This window comes from Mycobacterium asiaticum, assembly GCF_001673365.1.
GTDB lineage: Bacteria > Actinomycetota > Actinomycetes > Mycobacteriales > Mycobacteriaceae > Mycobacterium > Mycobacterium asiaticum_A.
Genome location: NZ_LZLS01000169.1, coordinates 22632 through 39141, shown reverse-complemented (window position 1 = coordinate 39141; position 16510 = coordinate 22632). Strand labels below are relative to the sequence as shown.

Sequence of the window (16510 nt, the reverse complement as noted above, 5' to 3'; positions counted from 1 at the left end):
ACGCTGGTGGGAGGCGTCGACATACTGTCATGGTGTCGGGGTCGGGTCGCAGCGATTTCAGCGATCCGGACACCGAAAACGACAGGAACCTCGTCGAAGCGGTTCTTCGAGAACTGAGCGAGGCCGCCGACAAGTGGGAAGCGCTGGTCGCGCAGGCCGAGGCGGTCACGTACAGCGTGGATTTGGGAGACGTTTACGCGGTCGCCAATGCCGACGGCCGGTTGCTCAAGTTGACTTTGCATCCGGAGGTAATGGCGGGCTACGCCCCCAGCCAGTTGGCCGAGAGAGTGAACCTCGCCATCGCAGCGCTGCGAGAAGAGGCCGAAGCCGAAAACCAGGCGCGGTACGGCCGCCTGCAGTGATGTCGGTGCCGATCCGGACGACCGTGCGGACCGGGTACCGAGAGGAGATTGACTGTGCCACTTAATCTGTCCAATCGGGACCAGAATTCAGGGCACTTGTTCTATAACCGGCGACTCCGCGCGGCGATTACCCGGTTTTCCGTGCGGATGAAACATGACGACCGCAAACAGCAAGCGGCGGTGGCCCTTTCGGTCGTGCTGGTGCTGATCGGTGTCGGTTGGATGGCCTTGCTGCATGTGATGAAACCGGCAGGTCTGATCGCGCAGTCGGCTGTCATCGGAGACCGCGACACCGGCGCAATCTACGCAAAGATCAACGGACGGCTCTACCCCGCGTTCAACCTCACATCCGCGCGGCTGGCAGTGGGCAACGCGGCGGCGCCGGCTTGGGTGACGGCGGCCGAAATCGCAAAATACCCGACCGGGCCGATGATCGGGATTCCCGGCGTGCCAGACAGTCTGCCTGTCACAGCGAGTCCCGTGTCGGCGTGGGCGGTCTGTGACACCGCGCAGACCGGCGGAGCACCCCGGGCGGGCGCAACACCGCCGACGGTGACGGCGATTGCGGGCCAGCTGGCACCGCACGGGCGCGCCGGTGCGCTGGGGCCCGCGCAGGCCGTACTGGTGACGCATAAGGACTCGACCTACGTGGTCTGGGGAGGGCAACGATCCCGCATCGAGCCGACTGACCGAACGGTGACCTTCACCCTCGGCCTGGATCCGGGGGTGACCTACCCGATCGAAATTTCCAACGCACTCTTCGACGCCATGCCGTCCACGGAACCCATTGTGCTGCCAAGTATTCCGGAATCCGGCAGCGCGTCGAAATGGCTGGCCGGGGTCAAGGTAGGCAGCGTGCTCGAGTCCCGCGACGCCGCCGGCGCGGTCAACGGCTTCTACGTCCTGCTACCCGGCGGAGTTCAGAAGATCACCGCCTTCGTCGCAGACCTGTTGCGCACCGGGGATTCACAAGGTTCGACGGCACCCACCTTGGTAGCTCCCGACAAGCTGATTCATATTCCGGTCGTCGATGTTCTCGATGTCGACTACTACCCGCCCGGGAAGCTGAATTTTGTTGATACTAGCGCCAATCCAGTGATCTGCGTGGGATGGGAGAAGCAGTCCAGCGACCCGCAGGCCAGAATTACCGTCATCTCTGGCCGAGGGCTGCCGGTCCCGATCGGCATGGACTCGCGAATAGTGCGCCTAGTCCGCGATGACCGTAATCCGCAATCAAGCGAGGCCAACCAGACTTTGACCATGCCCAGCGCGGCGAACTTCATTGCTACCACCAGCGGTGTCGCAACGGCCGGTAGCCGCGAGAGCCTGTATTGGGTATCGCCGCAAGGAGTTCGATACGGCATCCAAGCCGATCATCACACTTTGCAGGCCCTGGGAATGGATCCGCGCCTAGCAGTGCAGGCGCCGTGGCCAATCGTGCGTACCTTCGCCCCCGGCCCGGCGATAAGTCGCGAAACGGCTTTGGTGGCACGCGACGCACTGCCCCCGGGCGGGGTGGTGGCGCCCGTTCCCGATTCCAGCGAGTCCGGGGGTTAGACATGTCCAAAAGGGGATTCGTCCGTGGGAAACGCACTGCGCCACCGAATGTTCCGCCGGTGCGGGTGGCAGTAGCCGCACCGCTTGCACTACCCGAGCGTGAGCCGCGCAACATCTTGCTGATGATCGCGCTGCCCGCGCTGTTGGTGGGCATCATCGGAACGCTGGTGGTGATGTACGCATCCGGAGTGCGGTCGTTGCAGTCCGGCTTCTTCCCGATGATGGGTCTGGTCGGGTTTGGCGCGCTGATGTTCGGGGGACGGTTCGGGCGTGGACGCCGCATCAGTTGGGGCGAACAAGAAAAGCAGCGTCGCAGCTATCTGCGCCAACTGGACGACGACCGCGAGGAGGTACAACGCGCGGCGCAGGAACAGCGCCGGGCCCAGCTGTTCGTGCACGCCGACCCGCAACAGTTCGATACCGCCATCGGCGGACCGCGGATGTGGGAGCGCCGGCCCACCGACGCGGACTTTCTCGACGTCCGGCTTGGCATAGGGGTGCAACAGGCCAGCGAATCGGCGGTCTCTCTGCAATGGCCCGACGTGCCTATCGGCGAAGAGCTCGAACCCGTAACCGGTGGAGCGCTCAGGGATTTCATCCTCGAACAGAGCAAGATCCGCGGCATCGGGAAGGTGCTGAGCTTACGGTCGAAACCAGGATTCAGCTTCATCGCCGACGATCCCGCCGAGCTACACGGTTTGGCGCGCGCGATGCTGTGCGCACTGGCGGTCTATCACAGCCCTGACGATCTGAAGTTGATGGTGGTCACTCGTCATCCCGAACACTGGCAGTGGTTGGTCTGGTTGCCCCACAATCAGCACGACGAGATGTTCGACGCATGCGGCCTGCGCCGGCTCGTATTCGCTTCTCCCACCGAACTCGAAGAAGCGCTGGACGCGGAATTGCACCGCAAGGGCCGCGGGCCCTGGACGCCGCCAGTGACGGCCAGCCCGACATCTATGCCGTCGATTATGGAATCGACGAACGCGCCGGCCCTCGGCCCCCACTGGGTGATCGTGGACGACAATGTCGGCACGCCTGAGCAGTGGGAGGGCGTGACCGGACAGAAGGGTATGAGCGGTATCACGGTGTTGCGGTTGGCAAGTCGAGTCGGTGTCGGCATCGGTTTCGCCGAGGAAAGCCAACGGTTTGCGCTGCGCGAAGGCAGGCTCACCCACCGCAACACTTTCTATGCCGTCGCTGACATGCTCGCCGACAGCACCGCCAACAGATATGCTCGCGCGCTGGCCCGTTGGTCGCCGACGAGTGCCGGCGAGCTCTCCGAAACCGACAGTCAGGCCGGCGAATTGCTGCGTGCACTAGGCATCAATGATCCGCGGCAACTCGATGTCGACCGGCTGTGGGCGGAGAGTCGCGGTCGAGGCGACCCGAAGTGGGCGATGGTGCCCGTGGGCGTCCGGCAAGGCGGTGAACTGCAGTATGTGATTCTGCGCGCCAAGGACTTTGGCGGCTACGGATTCCACTCGGTGGTGATCGGAACGTCGGGTTCCGGTAAGTCGGAGTACTTCTTGTCATTGTGCAGTGGGATCGCGTTGACCCACTCACCTGAGACGTTCATCGTGATCTTTGTCGACATGAAGTTCGAGTCGGCCGCCCAGGACCTGCAGGGATTCCCGCACGTCGCCGGCTCACTGTCCAACCTCGGCAAGGATGACCGCCACCTCGCCGAGCGGATGCGCAAAGCCATCAACGGTGAGATCGCCCGTCGGTACCGGCTTTTCAAAGATGCCGGGGCGCGTGATGCCAACGAGTATGAGGAAATGCGGCTCGCCGGAAGGGATCTGGAGCCCGTCCCGATCCTGCTGGTGATCATCGACGAGTACCTCGAGCTGTTCATCCACCATCCCGAATGGATCGATCTGGTGATCCACATCGGTCAGGAGGGACGCGGCTGCAACGTTTTCTTCACGCTCGGCGGCCAGCGGCTCGACCTGTCGTCACTCAGTAAAGCCAAGAGCAACATCGCTTTTCGAGTTGCGCTGCGCGCCGAGACGGCCGAGGACTCGCGCGACGTGATCGGCAGCGACGCCGCGCTGCATCTTCCGTCGCAGGAGAACGGTTACGCACTGATGAAGGTCGGGCCGCGCGACATCGAGCAGTTCCGGTGTTTCTACGTGTCGGCACCGTTCGTGGTACCCAAGCGGGCTCCGGACGTGAACCGGACTGTGGCCATGAGCTTCTCCCAACCGCGGGCCTACACCTCGGCGTATCAGCCACTCAGCGAATCTGACAGCGCGGCATTGGCCGTTGCGGATGAGCCCGACGAACCCGATGAGTATCTTTTCCATTCCGACGGCTTCCGAAAGAAGAAGTTGGTCGACGTCGTGCGTGAGTCGTTGGTCTCCCACCCCGCCCGCCCCCCGCACCAAATCTGGCTGCCGCCTTTGGAAATCAGTGAACCCATCGATGCGCTGGTGGCCAGGTGGCGCGGTAGACCGTGGGACGTCGGCTATGGCCAGAACCCGGGTCTGGTGTTCCCACTTGGCGTCGTGGACATCCCGGAGGAACACGACCAACGCGTGCACGCCATCAACGCCGAGATGGACAACATCATGGTGGTCGCGACCGCCCAGCGCGGTAAGTCCACCACGCTGATGACGCTGATGACGTCGGCGGCTTTGATGTACCGGCCGGAACGGGTGACGTTCTTCTGCATCGGCGCGTCACTGTATCCGGTAGAGGAATTGCCGCATGTGGCGTCGGTGGTCAGTCCGACTGACCGTGAGGGAGTTTCGCGGACCATCGCCTCGATCGAGGGGTTGATCCATGCCCGCGAGGCGTCGTTCAAGAAGTACCAAATCGACATCTCCGAGTTCCGGGATCGAAGGTTCGGTTTGCCCAACCAGACAGAGCGCGGTGTTGCCAACACCGACCCCGAGGACAAGTTCGGCGACGTATTCCTCGTCGTCGACAATTTCAGTGACCTCTATGACAAAGACGCGGCTATCGGTGAGCGGGCCATCGCGATCGCCCGCCAGGGCCTGTCCTATGGAATCCACATCATGACCACCGCCACGGCATGGCTGGTCGGCCAAAAGCAGCAACTGGTCAATGTTTCCAACGCCCGCATCCAGTTGCGGCTGAGCAATCCCGACGAAACCCAGATGGGCGAGGGGTTCGAGCGAAAGAAGGCCGCCCGCAATACGTTAGACCGACCAGGCTTCGGTTTGACTCGGGATGGTTTCGAATTGTTGGTAGGGGTTCCCGAATTGGTGACCGCAACTGGCGAGCGCGTGGCTACCCGCGATATCGGCGCCGTCATCGCGGGCCTCACCGGAGTCGGCCGTGTCGAGAGTTTGGCCCGGTTGCCCGAGCGGGTCCCGCTGGCAGAGGTGGTTGCCGCGTTCGCGGGCAGCGTCGGGGACGCTGACCCACTGACCATCCCGTTCGGGATCGGCGAAAGCGCTCTACAGCCGGCGGTCTTGCCCAGCCGGGTGATACCCAACATGCTCGTGGTGGGCCGTCAGTCATGCGGCAAGACAACAACATTGGCCGCGCTGGGACAGACGATCGTGGCCAGGTGCAGCCCAGAGCAGGCTCAAATCACCATCATCGATCCCAAGACCTCGCTGATCGGAAAGATCCAGGGCGAGCATGTGCGGGCGTACGCCTACACAGCCGACGACATCGACACGGTGATCACGGAGTTGGCGCAGCTGCTGCGCGATCGGCTACCACCGTCCGGGCTCAGCCAGGAAGAGTTGCTCAACCGCAGCAACTGGCACGGACCGCACCACTTCGTGTTGATCGACGACGAGCAGGAACTCAGACCGCATGGACTGCTGGGGAAGAACGCGGCCACGGCGCCGCTGTGGAGCCTCATCGAGCGGGGCCGCGAAATCGGTCTGCACGTCATCGCCTCGCGACTGCCGGGCAACTGGGCGGGTGTCTCGGTCACCAACCCATTCCTGCAGAAGATGACCGGCTCGCGGGCGCCGACGCTGTTCATGGACAACGATCCGGCCGCGGTGAAGGTGTTCGGCAGGACCAGCGCCCAGCAGTTGCCGCCCGGACGCGGGTTGTTGGTCACCAACGACGGCGTGATGGAAGGTGTGCTGGTAGGAGACCCGCAAACCTGAATCGACAGGCGCGGGCAGTCAACTTAGACTCAGGAACTCGTCGCCGGGGACGGTTCGGCGGGATCAATCGGGAGGTAAGAATGGGTGGCTTTTTCGGCATGGTGCCAGGCGCGGTCGACCTGTCGGCGGCAGCCGAAGCCGGTATCAGCGAGGAGATGGCCGCTACCACCGCGGCCGGAGCGGCTGCGCTCACCGGTGTAATCCCGATGGCCAGCGACGCCGACTCGATTGAGTTCGCGGCCGCGCTCAACGCTGTCGGCGCCGCCTACCTGGGGACCGCCGCCGAGCACGTCGGGCAGCGCGTAGCCTTTTCCGGCGGGCAGGGCCTGGCTTCTGCCGCCGCCGTCGCCGCCGAGGGCGCCAGCGCGGGCGCCGTCGGACTGTAGGCGCCACGAATGCCGGATCCCCGATGGACTGGCCCGCCCGAAGTCGTAGCGGCGATTTTTGAGGCGGGCTCACCCGCGTCGGTAGTCGCCAATAACGTCGTCTGGGTCACCGAGACCGCCAACAACGAACTGGCGGCGGGCCTTTCCACAATGAACACCCTCGCCACCGGTACGCAATGGGAAGGAGTGGGCTCGGTCGCGTCGACGGTTGCCGCGACCGGCCTCAACGTCGGGTTGCAGACGTTAGTGGGCTGGACCGCGGAAAAGATCAACGTCACGCAGGCCGCCGTGGAGGCGTTCATGCTCGCTCGGTCCTCCGTAATCCCCTCGGTGGTCTCCCAGACCAATCGCGACGAGTGGACCGTGCTCAACGCGACAAACTGGTTCGGCCAGAACACCCCCGGGATCGTCGAGCGCGATGGGGAGTATTACGGGGAACACTGGCCGCACAATTCTGGCGTGGGCTGGACCTATTCGGCGGCACTCAGCGCGTTGATAGCAGCGTTGGCGGTACCGCCGCCCATCGCCCCGATGGGCGCCTCGCCCGCGGCGCCGGCGACAGCCGCAGCGGCCGTGGCTCAGGCCGCCGGACAAACCGGCATGCATAACGCGGCCGCAGCCTCGACGCAGGTCGCCCAGACCGCCGGCCAAGGAGCGGCTAGCCCCGCCGAAGCCACCGGTCAGCTGAGTTCGCTGATGCAGGAACCGATGCAGATGTTTTCGGATGTCACCGAACCGCTCAAGCAGATGATGCAGGCACCGATGCAGGCGATGCAGGCCTTCACGAGCATGCCGCAAGGTCTGATGCAGGCATTCGGCGGAATGTTCCCGTCGACCGGAGCGCCGGGTACTGCTCTTGCCGAGCCCGCGGTTGCGGCAGGTGGGGTAGCGGGCGGCAGCGGCGGTGGCGCCGGCGGGTTTCCCGGTGCCGGGCTGACCAGCTACACCCGCCCCACCAGCAGCTTCGAACCGGAGGGCGGACGGCCGACAAGCTTGCGCGCCGGCGTGCTCAGTGCAAACGAAGTCCGCGGACCAACGGTCTCGACGGGCGGTGGCCCGGTCCCGATGACGCCGGCGGGCATGCTGGGGCGAGGCGGCAGCGAGTCGGCCAAGGACGACGTGACGCGCGCCCGCGTTATCGTCACCGCCGACGAAAGCCACCGAACGTGAAGCCAGTTTCACGTTCGGCGAGCGACTAGGACCGCCCGGCGCTCGGCTGGATGGCCCCGGCTCTCTTCGCGCTACGCGCTCATCGCCCGGCGCTCGGGCTGGATGGCCCCGGCTCTCTTCGCGCTACGCGCTCATCGCCCGGCGCCGGGCGGCCCCGCGAAGGCTTGAGCGATCCCAAGCCAGCGCTGCGCGTCCTCCCCCACCGCCGTCACGTCCAGCGCCCTCAACGCCCGCCGCTGCGTGACCAGGAAGCAGAAATCCTCCGCCGACCCGGTGACCCGCTGCGCCGCGTCCGGCGGCCCCCATGTCCAGATGTCGCCACCGGGCGCGCGCAGCTCGACGTAAAACTGCTCACTGGGCGGCGTCAGGTTGTTGACCACGTATGCGTAATCGCGGGCACGCACTCCGATGTGCGCAATCGAGCGCAGCCGAGCAGTGGCCGGCCGTGTCACACCGAGGGCGTCGGCGACGTCCAGGCCGTGCGCCCAGGTCTCCATCAACCGGGCGGTAGCCATGGATGTCGCGCTCATCGGCGGCCCGAACCACGGCAGCTTGCGACCGTCGGCGACTTCGAGCAGGGCCTCATGGAGCCGCGCGCGGGTGTCGCGCCAGTCGGCAAGCAACTCCGCGGGTGCGATAGCGGCCAGCTCTTCGGCTCCGGCGTCGACGAAGCCGCCGGGATCGGCCGCCGCGCCGGCAAGCACATCATTGAACGCGGGCTCGTCGGTGACCGAGAGAAGCGACACTCGATCTGTCCACAGCAGGTGCCCGATCTGGTGGGCGATGGTCCAACCCGGCGCCGGCGTCACTGTGGCCCAGTCTGCCGCATCCAGCGGTGCCACCAGGGCGTCCAGGTCGTCGCTCTCGGCCCGCAGGTCGGCGACGAACGGACCTGAACCTGCCATTTTCCGTACCTCCCTCAATTGACAGTCTGGCCGCGCCGGCCGACCAAGCTGTGCACCAGCAGGCCCACCAGATAAATCACCGACCCGAACAACACGAACACGGGCGCGCGTCCGTCGGCGGGAATGAACATAGCGGCCACGCTTACGGCTGCGATGAACGAGACCCAGAACAAAGCGTCCTGGACCGCGAACACGTGTCCGCGCAGCGCGTCTTCGACGTCGATCTGCATCGCCGAGTCGGCGCAAAGCTTGACCACTTGTCCGGCCAGGCCCAAGAAGAACCCGCACACCACCATGACCGGCAACAGCAGGCCCGCCCCCGCGGTCTGAACGACCGCGGCGGCCACCAGCGCCGAGTTGGCTGTCGCGTAACGACCCCAGCGCCGCACCAACGCCGGGGTCAACAGATTGGCAAGAAACGCCCCAAGGCCGGTCGCGGCGAAAAAGATCAACGCCGTGCCCAACCCCTCGACATCGACATTCTGCATGTCGTGAACCAGCAGCAGGATCAACAGCGAGTTGATACCGACAACCATCCGATGCGCGGCCAGCCCCGACAGCGCCGCGGCCACCGTCGGCAGCCGGACAACCGTGCGTACGCCGTGCAGCCAGCCGGTGATGACGGCATAGACCGCCGAGCCGTGGATCGCCCGCTTGGTGTCGTCGGGCCCGAGAACCCGCGGCGCGAACCGCAGGGAGAGCAGCAACGCCGCCGACACCGGGACCAGCGCGGTGAAAATGACCACTGCGGCGCCGTGGTCGCCACTCCCGGCCAGCCAACGCAGCACGAACATGCAGTTGGCGCCCACAAACGCCGAGACCGCACCGGATGCGGTGGCCACCGAGTTCATCGTGACGACCTGCTCGCGCGGCACCACATGGGGCAAGGACGCAGATAACCCGGATGCCACGAACCGGGCCAACCCGTTGGCCAATAGCGCAGCGCACAGCAACACCAAATCACCAGCACCGACGGCAAGGATCGTGCCGATCGCAACGATGAAGGTGAGCCGCGCGATGTTGGCCCCGACCAGCACCAGGCGGCGATCCCAACGGTCCATCAGCGCCCCGGCGAACGGCCCCAGCAGCGAGTACGGCAGATACAACACGGCGAACGCCCGGGCGATCGCCATCGGATCGGCGGCCCGGTCCGGGTTGAACAGCAGCGCGCCGGCCAGGCCGGCCTGAAAAAGGCCGTCCCCGAACTGACTTGCCATGCGCAGCTGTAGAAGTCGCCAGAAGTCGGGCATAGCGCGCACCGACCGCCACAGTTCGGCGGGTGCTCTTGCCGGCGTCCGGGTGCGAATCACTAAACCCACTTCCACGATCGGCACAGGCAAGGTCGACGACGGCTCTGTGCCGTCTCAATCACAGTACAAATCTTTGGCGACCCCGGTTGTTTGCATCGTCGATCCTGCTACGGATGCGATGATGTGGTAGTGGCACAGCACGAAGATCCCGAAGACCACATCGCACCCGCTGCGCAACGCGTGCGGGCGGGAACCCTGTTGCTGGCCAACATCGATCTGCTGGAACCGACGTTTCGGCGCAGTGTCATATACATCGTCGAACACAACGAGGGCGGCACCTTGGGCGTGGTGCTCAACCGCTCCAGCGAAACCGCGGTCTACAACGTGCTGCCGCAGTGGGCCAAGCTCGCCGCCAAGCCCAAGACAATGTTCATCGGCGGACCGGTCAAGCGGGACGCGGCACTGTGCCTGGCAGTTCTGCGCATTGGCGCCGAACCCGACGGGGTGCCGGGCCTAAGGCATGTCGCGGGCCGCATGGTGATGGTGGACCTCGACGCCGAACCCGACTTGATCGCGCCCGTGGTCGAAGGCGTGCGAATATTCGCCGGCTACTCCGGTTGGACCATCGGCCAACTCGAAGGCGAAATCGAGCGCGACGATTGGATTGTGTTGTCGGCGTTGCCCTCTGACGTGCTGGTTCCGGCGCGGGCCGACTTGTGGGGTCAGGTGTTGCGGCGTCAGCCGTTGCCGCTTTCGATGCTGGCGACGCATCCGATCGACGTCAGCCGGAATTAGGAGCCGGGCGCAGCGGGTCGCGACCGTCCGAAACTGACCTAGTGGCAGGACAGCGTGCAGACTCCGCAACTGCCGGCGCAACCGGACGCGGGAACCTCGGCGGTCTGACGACGTAACGCGAACCGCGCGCTCTGTAACGAACCGGTGGCCAGTGTGCCGAGCGCGCCGACGATGCAGATGATCACGACCACCAGCGCTGTCTGCGGGGACGCGGCCAAGGCGACCACTCCCCCGGCGGCGAGCATCACCGCGGCCGCCAGCTGAGTCGGCGCCATGGAGCGCAGCGCCAACTGGTTGGGCTCAGCCGCGGGCGCTTGGGAAAGAGACCAGATCCCGAACGCGGCCGACGCTATCGCCGCACACACGCACACCACGCCCGCGATAAGCATGTGCTCACAATACGAGCCCGCCGGAATTTGCGCGCGCCGGGCTCCAGCGCCGCTAGCGCGCCGGGGCCGGCGTCAGGGTGACCAACGGCGGCGAGGCGGGTGCCGGGTTGGATGCCACGGCGGGCGGTTGCGCGGGTACCGCCCGCGGCACCGGGTGGATTGCCTGCACGGGCGCCGGCGGCGGGATCGGGGCGGCGGGTGCAGTCGGCGCGGCGGGCGCAACAGGCGCCTGTGGTGGAGTCGTCCGAGCCGGCGCCTGTGGTGCGGGAGCTTGAGACGCCGGTGCTTGCGGAGCCGGTGCGGGCGTTGCCGCGGGTGCCGGTGCGCTCGGCCCCGTCGGCGCCCCGACCCGCGCGGGAGCTTGAGCGGCCGCCCCTGGGGTGGACACCCGGAAGCCGTTGACGATGGCATCGGTGGCGGGGGCATCGCTGACGGCTTGGGTCGCTGCGGTGGTCACCGACAGAGACACCAGGTACTTGTCGGATCCGGAACTGGCGAACACGTGGCGCCTCGAGGTGTTCAGCGTCATGTCGTTCTCGCGGTAGGTGCCCTCGATGACCGACGACGGGAAGGCGCCCAGGTTGGCGAACGATGCGTTGGTCGTCTGCCAGGCCAGCAGTCGCTGGCTGTCCACGAAGCCGTGCGTAATCGCTTCCGCGGGGTCGAAGTCGCCGACCAGCTTGTACACCACTACCTGCGCATTCGACGTGTACACGCTGTTACCGCCGACCCGGTCGGCGATCACTACAAACGCGTCCGGCACGTTCGGGTCCGGCACCTGCGTCCAGCGCGGGGGCATCGGCACGGTGATGTCGAGCGCCTTGAAACCCAGCGGGCGCTGCGCTTCGAGCTTCACGCCCTTGCTCTCGAGGTGCTCGCGCAGCGTGCCGGTGGTAGCGGGCGTCACGGCCGGCGGTTGCGGTGCGCTTGCGGCGGGAGCCGGAACGGCCGCGGGGACGGTGGCCGGTGACGGTGCCGCGACCGGGGCAGGCAGTTGCGCGGGGGCGACAGCCTGCAGCGGGACCGGCGCCTGCGCGGGGGCGGGAGCGAATCGGTTGGTATTGGCGCCCCCGGGAAACACCGTGGCGCCTGGCGCCGTGGCCGGCAGCATGGGGACGCCGGGGACAGCGGGTTGGGGGACCAGGGGTTCGGCCGAGGCAGTTCCGCCGGCGAACATCACGACGCCGACGGCCCCGGCGGCCAGGCCACCTGCGAAGGTTCGCCAGGTGCGCGCGATCTGAATCATCTCGACCGGTCCCTCCGAATAGCTGGGTGATGACGAAGCCGTTGGACCCACCACCGAGGCTGAATGTATCCAGTGCTCACGGCCGCCACCATGCTCGAAATAGAGCTGGGATGAACCTCTGATCGCTGCGCAACGGAACCGATACCAACCTGTGGCCCGACTAGTTTGAAAGGCGCCCTTATACCCTGTTGGGCGTGACAGAATCGCCGACCGCCGCGCCGGATGCGGACTCCGACGCGCCGCGGTACCGCTACAACGCCGAGCTGGCGGCCGGGGTGGAGCGCACCTGGCAGGAGAACTGGGCCCGGCTCGGGACGTTCCATGTGCCCAACCCGGTGGGTTCCCTCGCTCCGACGGATGGTTCTGCCGTACCCGAGGACAAGCTGTTCGTCCAGGACATGTTCCCGTACCCGTCGGGGGAGGGGTTGCATGTCGGCCACCCGTTGGGCTACATCGCCACCGACGTCTATGCCCGGTACTTCCGGATGAACGGCCGTAACGTGCTGCACGCGTTGGGTTTTGACGCCTTTGGTCTGCCAGCCGAGCAGTACGCCGTGCAAACCGGCACCCATCCGCGGACCAGGACCGAGGCCAACGTCGTCAACTTCCGCCGCCAGCTCGGTCGGCTCGGACTGGGTCACGACAGTCGCCGCAGCTTTTCCACCACCGATGTGGACTTCTACAAGTGGACGCAGTGGATCTTTCTACAGATCTACGACGCCTGGTTCGACACCGCCGCCAACAAGGCTCGTCCGATAGCGCAGCTGATCGCCGAATTTGATTCCGGGGCAAGGACTCTCACGGATGGCAGGCAGTGGGCGGAGCTGTCGGCGGGGGAGCGGTCGGACGTTATCGATACGCACCGGCTGGTCTACCGCGCCGACTCGATGGTGAATTGGTGTCCGGGCCTGGGCACGGTTTTGGCCAACGAAGAGGTCACCTCCGACGGCCGCAGTGATCGGGGCAACTTCCCGGTGTTCCGGAAGCGGTTGCGGCAGTGGATGATGCGGATCACCGCTTACTCCGACCGGTTGCTCGATGATCTGGACGCGCTGGACTGGCCAGAGCAGGTCAAAGCGATGCAGCGCAACTGGATTGGGCGCTCTACCGGGGCCATGGCCCTGTTTTCGGCTGCCAAGACTGACGGTGCGCAGGCTGATATCGAGGTGTTCACCACCCGGCCCGACACACTGTTCGGCGCTACCTATTTGGTGTTGGCGCCCGAGCACGACCTGGTCGACGAGCTGGTCGTTGCTAACTGGCCCGACGGGGTCGATCCAGCGTGGACGTACGGCGCTGCCACCCCGGTTGAGGCGGTGGCAGCCTACCGGCGCGCGATCGCGGCCAAGTCAGACCTCGAGCGCCAGGAGAGCAGGGAGAAAACCGGCGTCTTCCTCGGCAGCTACGCGATCAATCCGGCCAACGGAAAGGCGGTGCCGATCTTCATTGCCGATTACGTGCTGGCCGGCTACGGCACCGGTGCCATCATGGCCGTCCCGGGTCACGACCAACGAGACTGGGACTTTGCCCGTGCATTCGGTCTCCCGATTGTCGAAGTCATTGCCGGCGGCGATGTTTCGCAGGCCGCGCACTCCGGCGACGGTGTCCTGGTCAACTCCGGCTACCTAGACGGATTGGACGTCGCCGAGGCCAAAGCGACGATCACCGCGCGGTTGGAATCAGAGGGCAAAGGTCGGCCCCGAATCCAATTCAAATTGCGGGACTGGCTTTTCGCTCGGCAACGGTACTGGGGTGAGCCGTTCCCGATCGTCTACGACACAGCGGGGCGCGCCCACCCGATCGACGAATCCGCGTTGCCCGTCGAACTTCCCGACGTGCCCGACTATTCGCCGGTGTTGTTCGACCCGGATGACGCCGACAGCGAACCGTCACCACCGCTGGCCAAGGCGACCGAATGGGTGCATGTGGAGCTGGATCTCGGCGACGGCCTGCAGCCCTACACCCGCGATACCAATGTGATGCCGCAATGGGCCGCCAGTTCTTGGTACGAGTTGCGGTACACCGATCCGCACAACTCGGAACGCTTCTGCGCCAAGGAAAACGAGGCTTACTGGATGGGCCCGCGCCCAGCCGAGCACGGTCCCAACGATCCCGGCGGGGTCGACCTCTACGTGGGCGGTGCCGAGCACGCCGTGTTGCACCTGCTCTATTGCCGGTTCTGGCACAAGGTGCTGTACGACCTGGGCCACGTCAGCTCCAGTGAGCCCTATCGACGGCTGGTGAACCAGGGGTACATCCAGGCCTTCGCCTACACGGACCAGCGCGGGTCCTACGTGCCCGCCGAGAATGTGATCGAGCGCGCTGGCTCATTTTTCTTACCGGGCCCGGACGGCGAGATCGAAGTGTTCCAGGAGTTCGGCAAAATCGGTAAGAGCCTGAAGAATTCGATCTCACCCGACGAGATCTGCGATGAGTACGGCGCGGATACCCTACGTGTCTACGAGATGTCGATGGGTCCGCTCGAGGCGTCTCGGCCATGGGCCACCAAGGATGTCGTTGGCGCGCACCGCTTTCTGCAGCGTGTGTGGCGGTTGGCGGTGGACGAGGAAACAGGCGAAGTCCGGGTCGCCGACCAGGAGTTGGCGACCGACACGCTGCGGTCGCTACATCGCACCATCGCCGGAGTGGCCGAAGACTATGCGGCGCTGCGCAATAACACCGCGGCCGCCAAGCTGATCGAGTACACCAACTACCTCACCAAGCAGTACCGCGGTGAGGTGCCCCGGGCGGCGGTCGAGCCGCTGGTGTTGATGCTGGCGCCGCTGGCTCCGCACCTGGCCGAGGAATTGTGGTCGCGGCTGGGCCACGGCACCTCGCTGGCGCACGGGCCCTTCCCGGTGGCTGATGCGGCCTACCTGGTGGATGACACCGTCGAGTACCCGGTGCAGGTCAACGGCAAGGTACGCGGCCGGGTCGTGGTGGCGGCCGACGCGGGCCAGGATGCGGTGCAAGCCGCGGCCCTGGCTGATGAGAAGGTGCTGGCTTTCCTGGATGGCGCCACTCCACGCAAGGTGATCGTGGTCCCGGGCAGGATGGTCAACCTGGTGGTCTAGTTCGCGCCAACTAACGCGGCCGGATCACGACTTCATGCAGGTGGCCGTCGCGAGGCGTTGCCACCGCGTGGGCGACTACCTCGGCGACGGTCTCGGGGCGCAGGAACTTCGAGGGGTCGTACTCGCCGCCCTCGTAGGCGACGAGATCGCGTTGCATTTCGGTGTCCACGCGACCGGGGTGAATCGAGGTGACCAGCAGCGCCGGCTCGTCGGCACGCAGCGAGTCGGCGAAGGCGCGAAGGGCGAACTTGCTGGCCGAATAGGAGGCCATGCCGGGCGACACGTTGCGTCCTGACCCGGAGTTGATGAAGACGACGCGCCCGCGCGCCTGGCGCAGCGCGGGCAACAATGTCAACGTAAGTGCCACGGCACCAAAGACATTGACAGCGAACGTGGCGCGCCATTCGTCGACGTGCGACTCGGCGACCCGGCCGGGGATGGACAGCCCGGCATTGTGCACCAGCACGTCAAGTTCGTCGACGACCTCACAACTGGCTTCGATGGAATCGGTGTCGGTCAGATCCAACGGAAACGTCGTGGCGCCGAGGCGTTCCGCCACACCGTCCAGCCGGGACGACGGACGTCCGGCCAGCAGCAAGGTGTGGGTGGGCGCCAAGGCGCTGGCGATGGCTTCGCCGATACCGGCGCTGGCACCTGTGATGAGTGCGGTGGGCATGACGTCAGATTAGTTGACAGTCAGCCACTTTCGCGCTTGCTATTCGGCGTCCGGGGACGCAGTGGCGGCCTCGGCGACAGGCTCACCGGCGGCCAGGCGATCTAACGGCGCCAGTGCCTTCATCAGGGTTTCCAGGTCAGCGGGCGGAAGCTGGCTGAGCATTGCGGCCAGCGCGGCGTGTCGATTGGCCAGCGATTCCTTGTGTACGGCCCGACCCTGCGCGGTGATGTCGACCAACACGGCGCGCAGGTCGGATGGGTCGCGTGAGCGCTTGACCAGCCCGACCTTTTCCAGGCGGCGGATGGCCACGGTGGTGGTGGGGGTGCGTACCCGCTCGTGCGCGGCCAGGTCGGTCATCCTGATCGGCCCTCGGTCCAGCAAGGTGATCAGAATCGACAGCTGCGCCAACGTCAATTCGCCTGCGACGGTTCCGCCGGCGGTGTCCCCCCTGCGCAGGATCGTGATCAACTTGGAGAGCGAGCGGTGCAAACCCTCCGCCAGCTCCTTCACCTCCGGAGCTGTCGGTTCGCTGTCCGCCATAAACCGGCAGTCTAACCCGACATTTCCGTGGCGGAAGACACCGTGTCGGCCGGGCGCGCC

Annotated in this window: 13 protein-coding genes; 7 read left to right on the top strand and 6 right to left on the bottom strand. The window is 65.8% G+C overall.

Annotated features, from left to right (window positions below; all coding sequences use genetic code 11):
• Positions 1–29: 29 nt before the first annotated feature.
• From A5634_RS18365 to A5634_RS18345, 5 genes are all read left to right on the top strand, one after another.
• Entirely contained in the window at positions 30–362 is a 333-nt protein-coding gene (locus tag A5634_RS18365; RefSeq protein WP_065145453.1) for a DUF2710 family protein, read from the top strand.
• Positions 363–416: 54 nt separating this feature from the next.
• The gene (gene eccB / locus A5634_RS18360; RefSeq protein WP_065145452.1) at positions 417–1919 is read left to right on the top strand and encodes a type VII secretion protein EccB; all 1503 of its coding nucleotides are present in this window, start codon (positions 417–419) and stop codon (positions 1917–1919) included.
• A 2-nt stretch (positions 1920–1921) separates the two neighbouring features.
• Complete coding sequence (gene eccCa, locus A5634_RS18355) at positions 1922–6019, top strand: type VII secretion protein EccCa (protein WP_065145451.1); 4098 nt, start codon at positions 1922–1924, stop codon at positions 6017–6019.
• Positions 6020–6099: 80 nt separating this feature from the next.
• Entirely contained in the window at positions 6100–6405 is a 306-nt protein-coding gene (locus A5634_RS18350; protein ID WP_172831737.1) for a PE domain-containing protein, read from the top strand.
• Between the two features lie 9 nt (positions 6406–6414).
• Complete coding sequence (locus A5634_RS18345; protein ID WP_065145450.1) at positions 6415–7575, top strand: PPE domain-containing protein; 1161 nt, start codon at positions 6415–6417, stop codon at positions 7573–7575.
• A 131-nt stretch (positions 7576–7706) separates the two neighbouring features.
• Here A5634_RS18345 and A5634_RS18340 read toward each other — a convergent pair whose 3' ends face one another.
• Entirely contained in the window at positions 7707–8480 is a 774-nt protein-coding gene (locus A5634_RS18340; RefSeq protein WP_065145449.1) for a TIGR03084 family metal-binding protein, read from the bottom strand.
• A gap of 14 nt (positions 8481–8494) precedes the next feature.
• Positions 8495–9814 (bottom strand): MFS transporter, encoded by a 1320-nt coding sequence (locus tag A5634_RS18335; protein WP_155769606.1) that lies wholly within the window; start codon positions 9812–9814, stop codon positions 8495–8497.
• A 105-nt stretch (positions 9815–9919) separates the two neighbouring features.
• On the opposite strand from A5634_RS18335, the gene A5634_RS18330 reads away from it, so the two are divergent.
• Positions 9920–10525 (top strand): YqgE/AlgH family protein, encoded by a 606-nt coding sequence (locus tag A5634_RS18330; protein WP_065145448.1) that lies wholly within the window; start codon positions 9920–9922, stop codon positions 10523–10525.
• 38 nt (positions 10526–10563) lie between these two features.
• On the opposite strand, the gene A5634_RS18325 is transcribed toward A5634_RS18330, so the two are convergent.
• Both A5634_RS18325 and A5634_RS18320 read right to left on the bottom strand, forming a co-directional pair.
• The gene (locus tag A5634_RS18325) at positions 10564–10914 is read right to left on the bottom strand and encodes a hypothetical protein (protein WP_065145447.1); all 351 of its coding nucleotides are present in this window, start codon (positions 10912–10914) and stop codon (positions 10564–10566) included.
• Positions 10915–10966: 52 nt separating this feature from the next.
• Positions 10967–12160: an LpqN/LpqT family lipoprotein gene (locus tag A5634_RS18320; RefSeq protein ID WP_065145446.1), complete on the bottom strand. Its 1194-nt coding sequence runs from the start codon at positions 12158–12160 to the stop codon at positions 10967–10969.
• Positions 12161–12354: 194 nt separating this feature from the next.
• Between A5634_RS18320 and leuS the strand changes: the two genes are divergently transcribed.
• A complete protein-coding gene (gene leuS / locus A5634_RS18315; RefSeq protein ID WP_065145445.1) occupies positions 12355–15234 on the top strand; it encodes a leucine--tRNA ligase in 2880 nt (959 codons plus the stop codon).
• Positions 15235–15244: 10 nt separating this feature from the next.
• On the opposite strand, the gene A5634_RS18310 is transcribed toward leuS, so the two are convergent.
• Together A5634_RS18310 and A5634_RS18305 are read right to left on the bottom strand one after the other, a co-directional pair.
• The gene (locus A5634_RS18310; protein ID WP_065145444.1) at positions 15245–15910 is read right to left on the bottom strand and encodes an SDR family oxidoreductase; all 666 of its coding nucleotides are present in this window, start codon (positions 15908–15910) and stop codon (positions 15245–15247) included.
• A 39-nt stretch (positions 15911–15949) separates the two neighbouring features.
• Positions 15950–16450: a MarR family winged helix-turn-helix transcriptional regulator gene (locus A5634_RS18305; RefSeq protein ID WP_065145492.1), complete on the bottom strand. Its 501-nt coding sequence runs from the start codon at positions 16448–16450 to the stop codon at positions 15950–15952.
• Between the last annotated feature and the right edge of the window lie 60 nt (positions 16451–16510).

Excerpts from the sequence above, each read along its gene's own strand:
- A5634_RS18365 (WP_065145453.1), top strand. The coding sequence starts at position 30 with ATGGTGTCGGGGTCGGGTCGCAGCGATTTCAGCGATCCGGACACCGAA.
- eccCa (WP_065145451.1), top strand. The coding sequence starts at position 1,922 with ATGTCCAAAAGGGGATTCGTCCGTGGGAAACGCACTGCGCCACCGAAT.
- A5634_RS18350 (WP_172831737.1), top strand. The coding sequence starts at position 6,100 with ATGGGTGGCTTTTTCGGCATGGTGCCAGGCGCGGTCGACCTGTCGGCG.
- A5634_RS18345 (WP_065145450.1), top strand. The coding sequence starts at position 6,415 with ATGCCGGATCCCCGATGGACTGGCCCGCCCGAAGTCGTAGCGGCGATT.
- A5634_RS18340 (WP_065145449.1), bottom strand. The coding sequence starts at position 8,480 with ATGGCAGGTTCAGGTCCGTTCGTCGCCGACCTGCGGGCCGAGAGCGAC.
- A5634_RS18325 (WP_065145447.1), bottom strand. The coding sequence starts at position 10,914 with ATGCTTATCGCGGGCGTGGTGTGCGTGTGTGCGGCGATAGCGTCGGCC.
- A5634_RS18320 (WP_065145446.1), bottom strand. The coding sequence starts at position 12,160 with ATGATTCAGATCGCGCGCACCTGGCGAACCTTCGCAGGTGGCCTGGCC.
- A5634_RS18310 (WP_065145444.1), bottom strand. The coding sequence starts at position 15,910 with ATGCCCACCGCACTCATCACAGGTGCCAGCGCCGGTATCGGCGAAGCC.
- A5634_RS18305 (WP_065145492.1), bottom strand. The coding sequence starts at position 16,450 with ATGGCGGACAGCGAACCGACAGCTCCGGAGGTGAAGGAGCTGGCGGAG.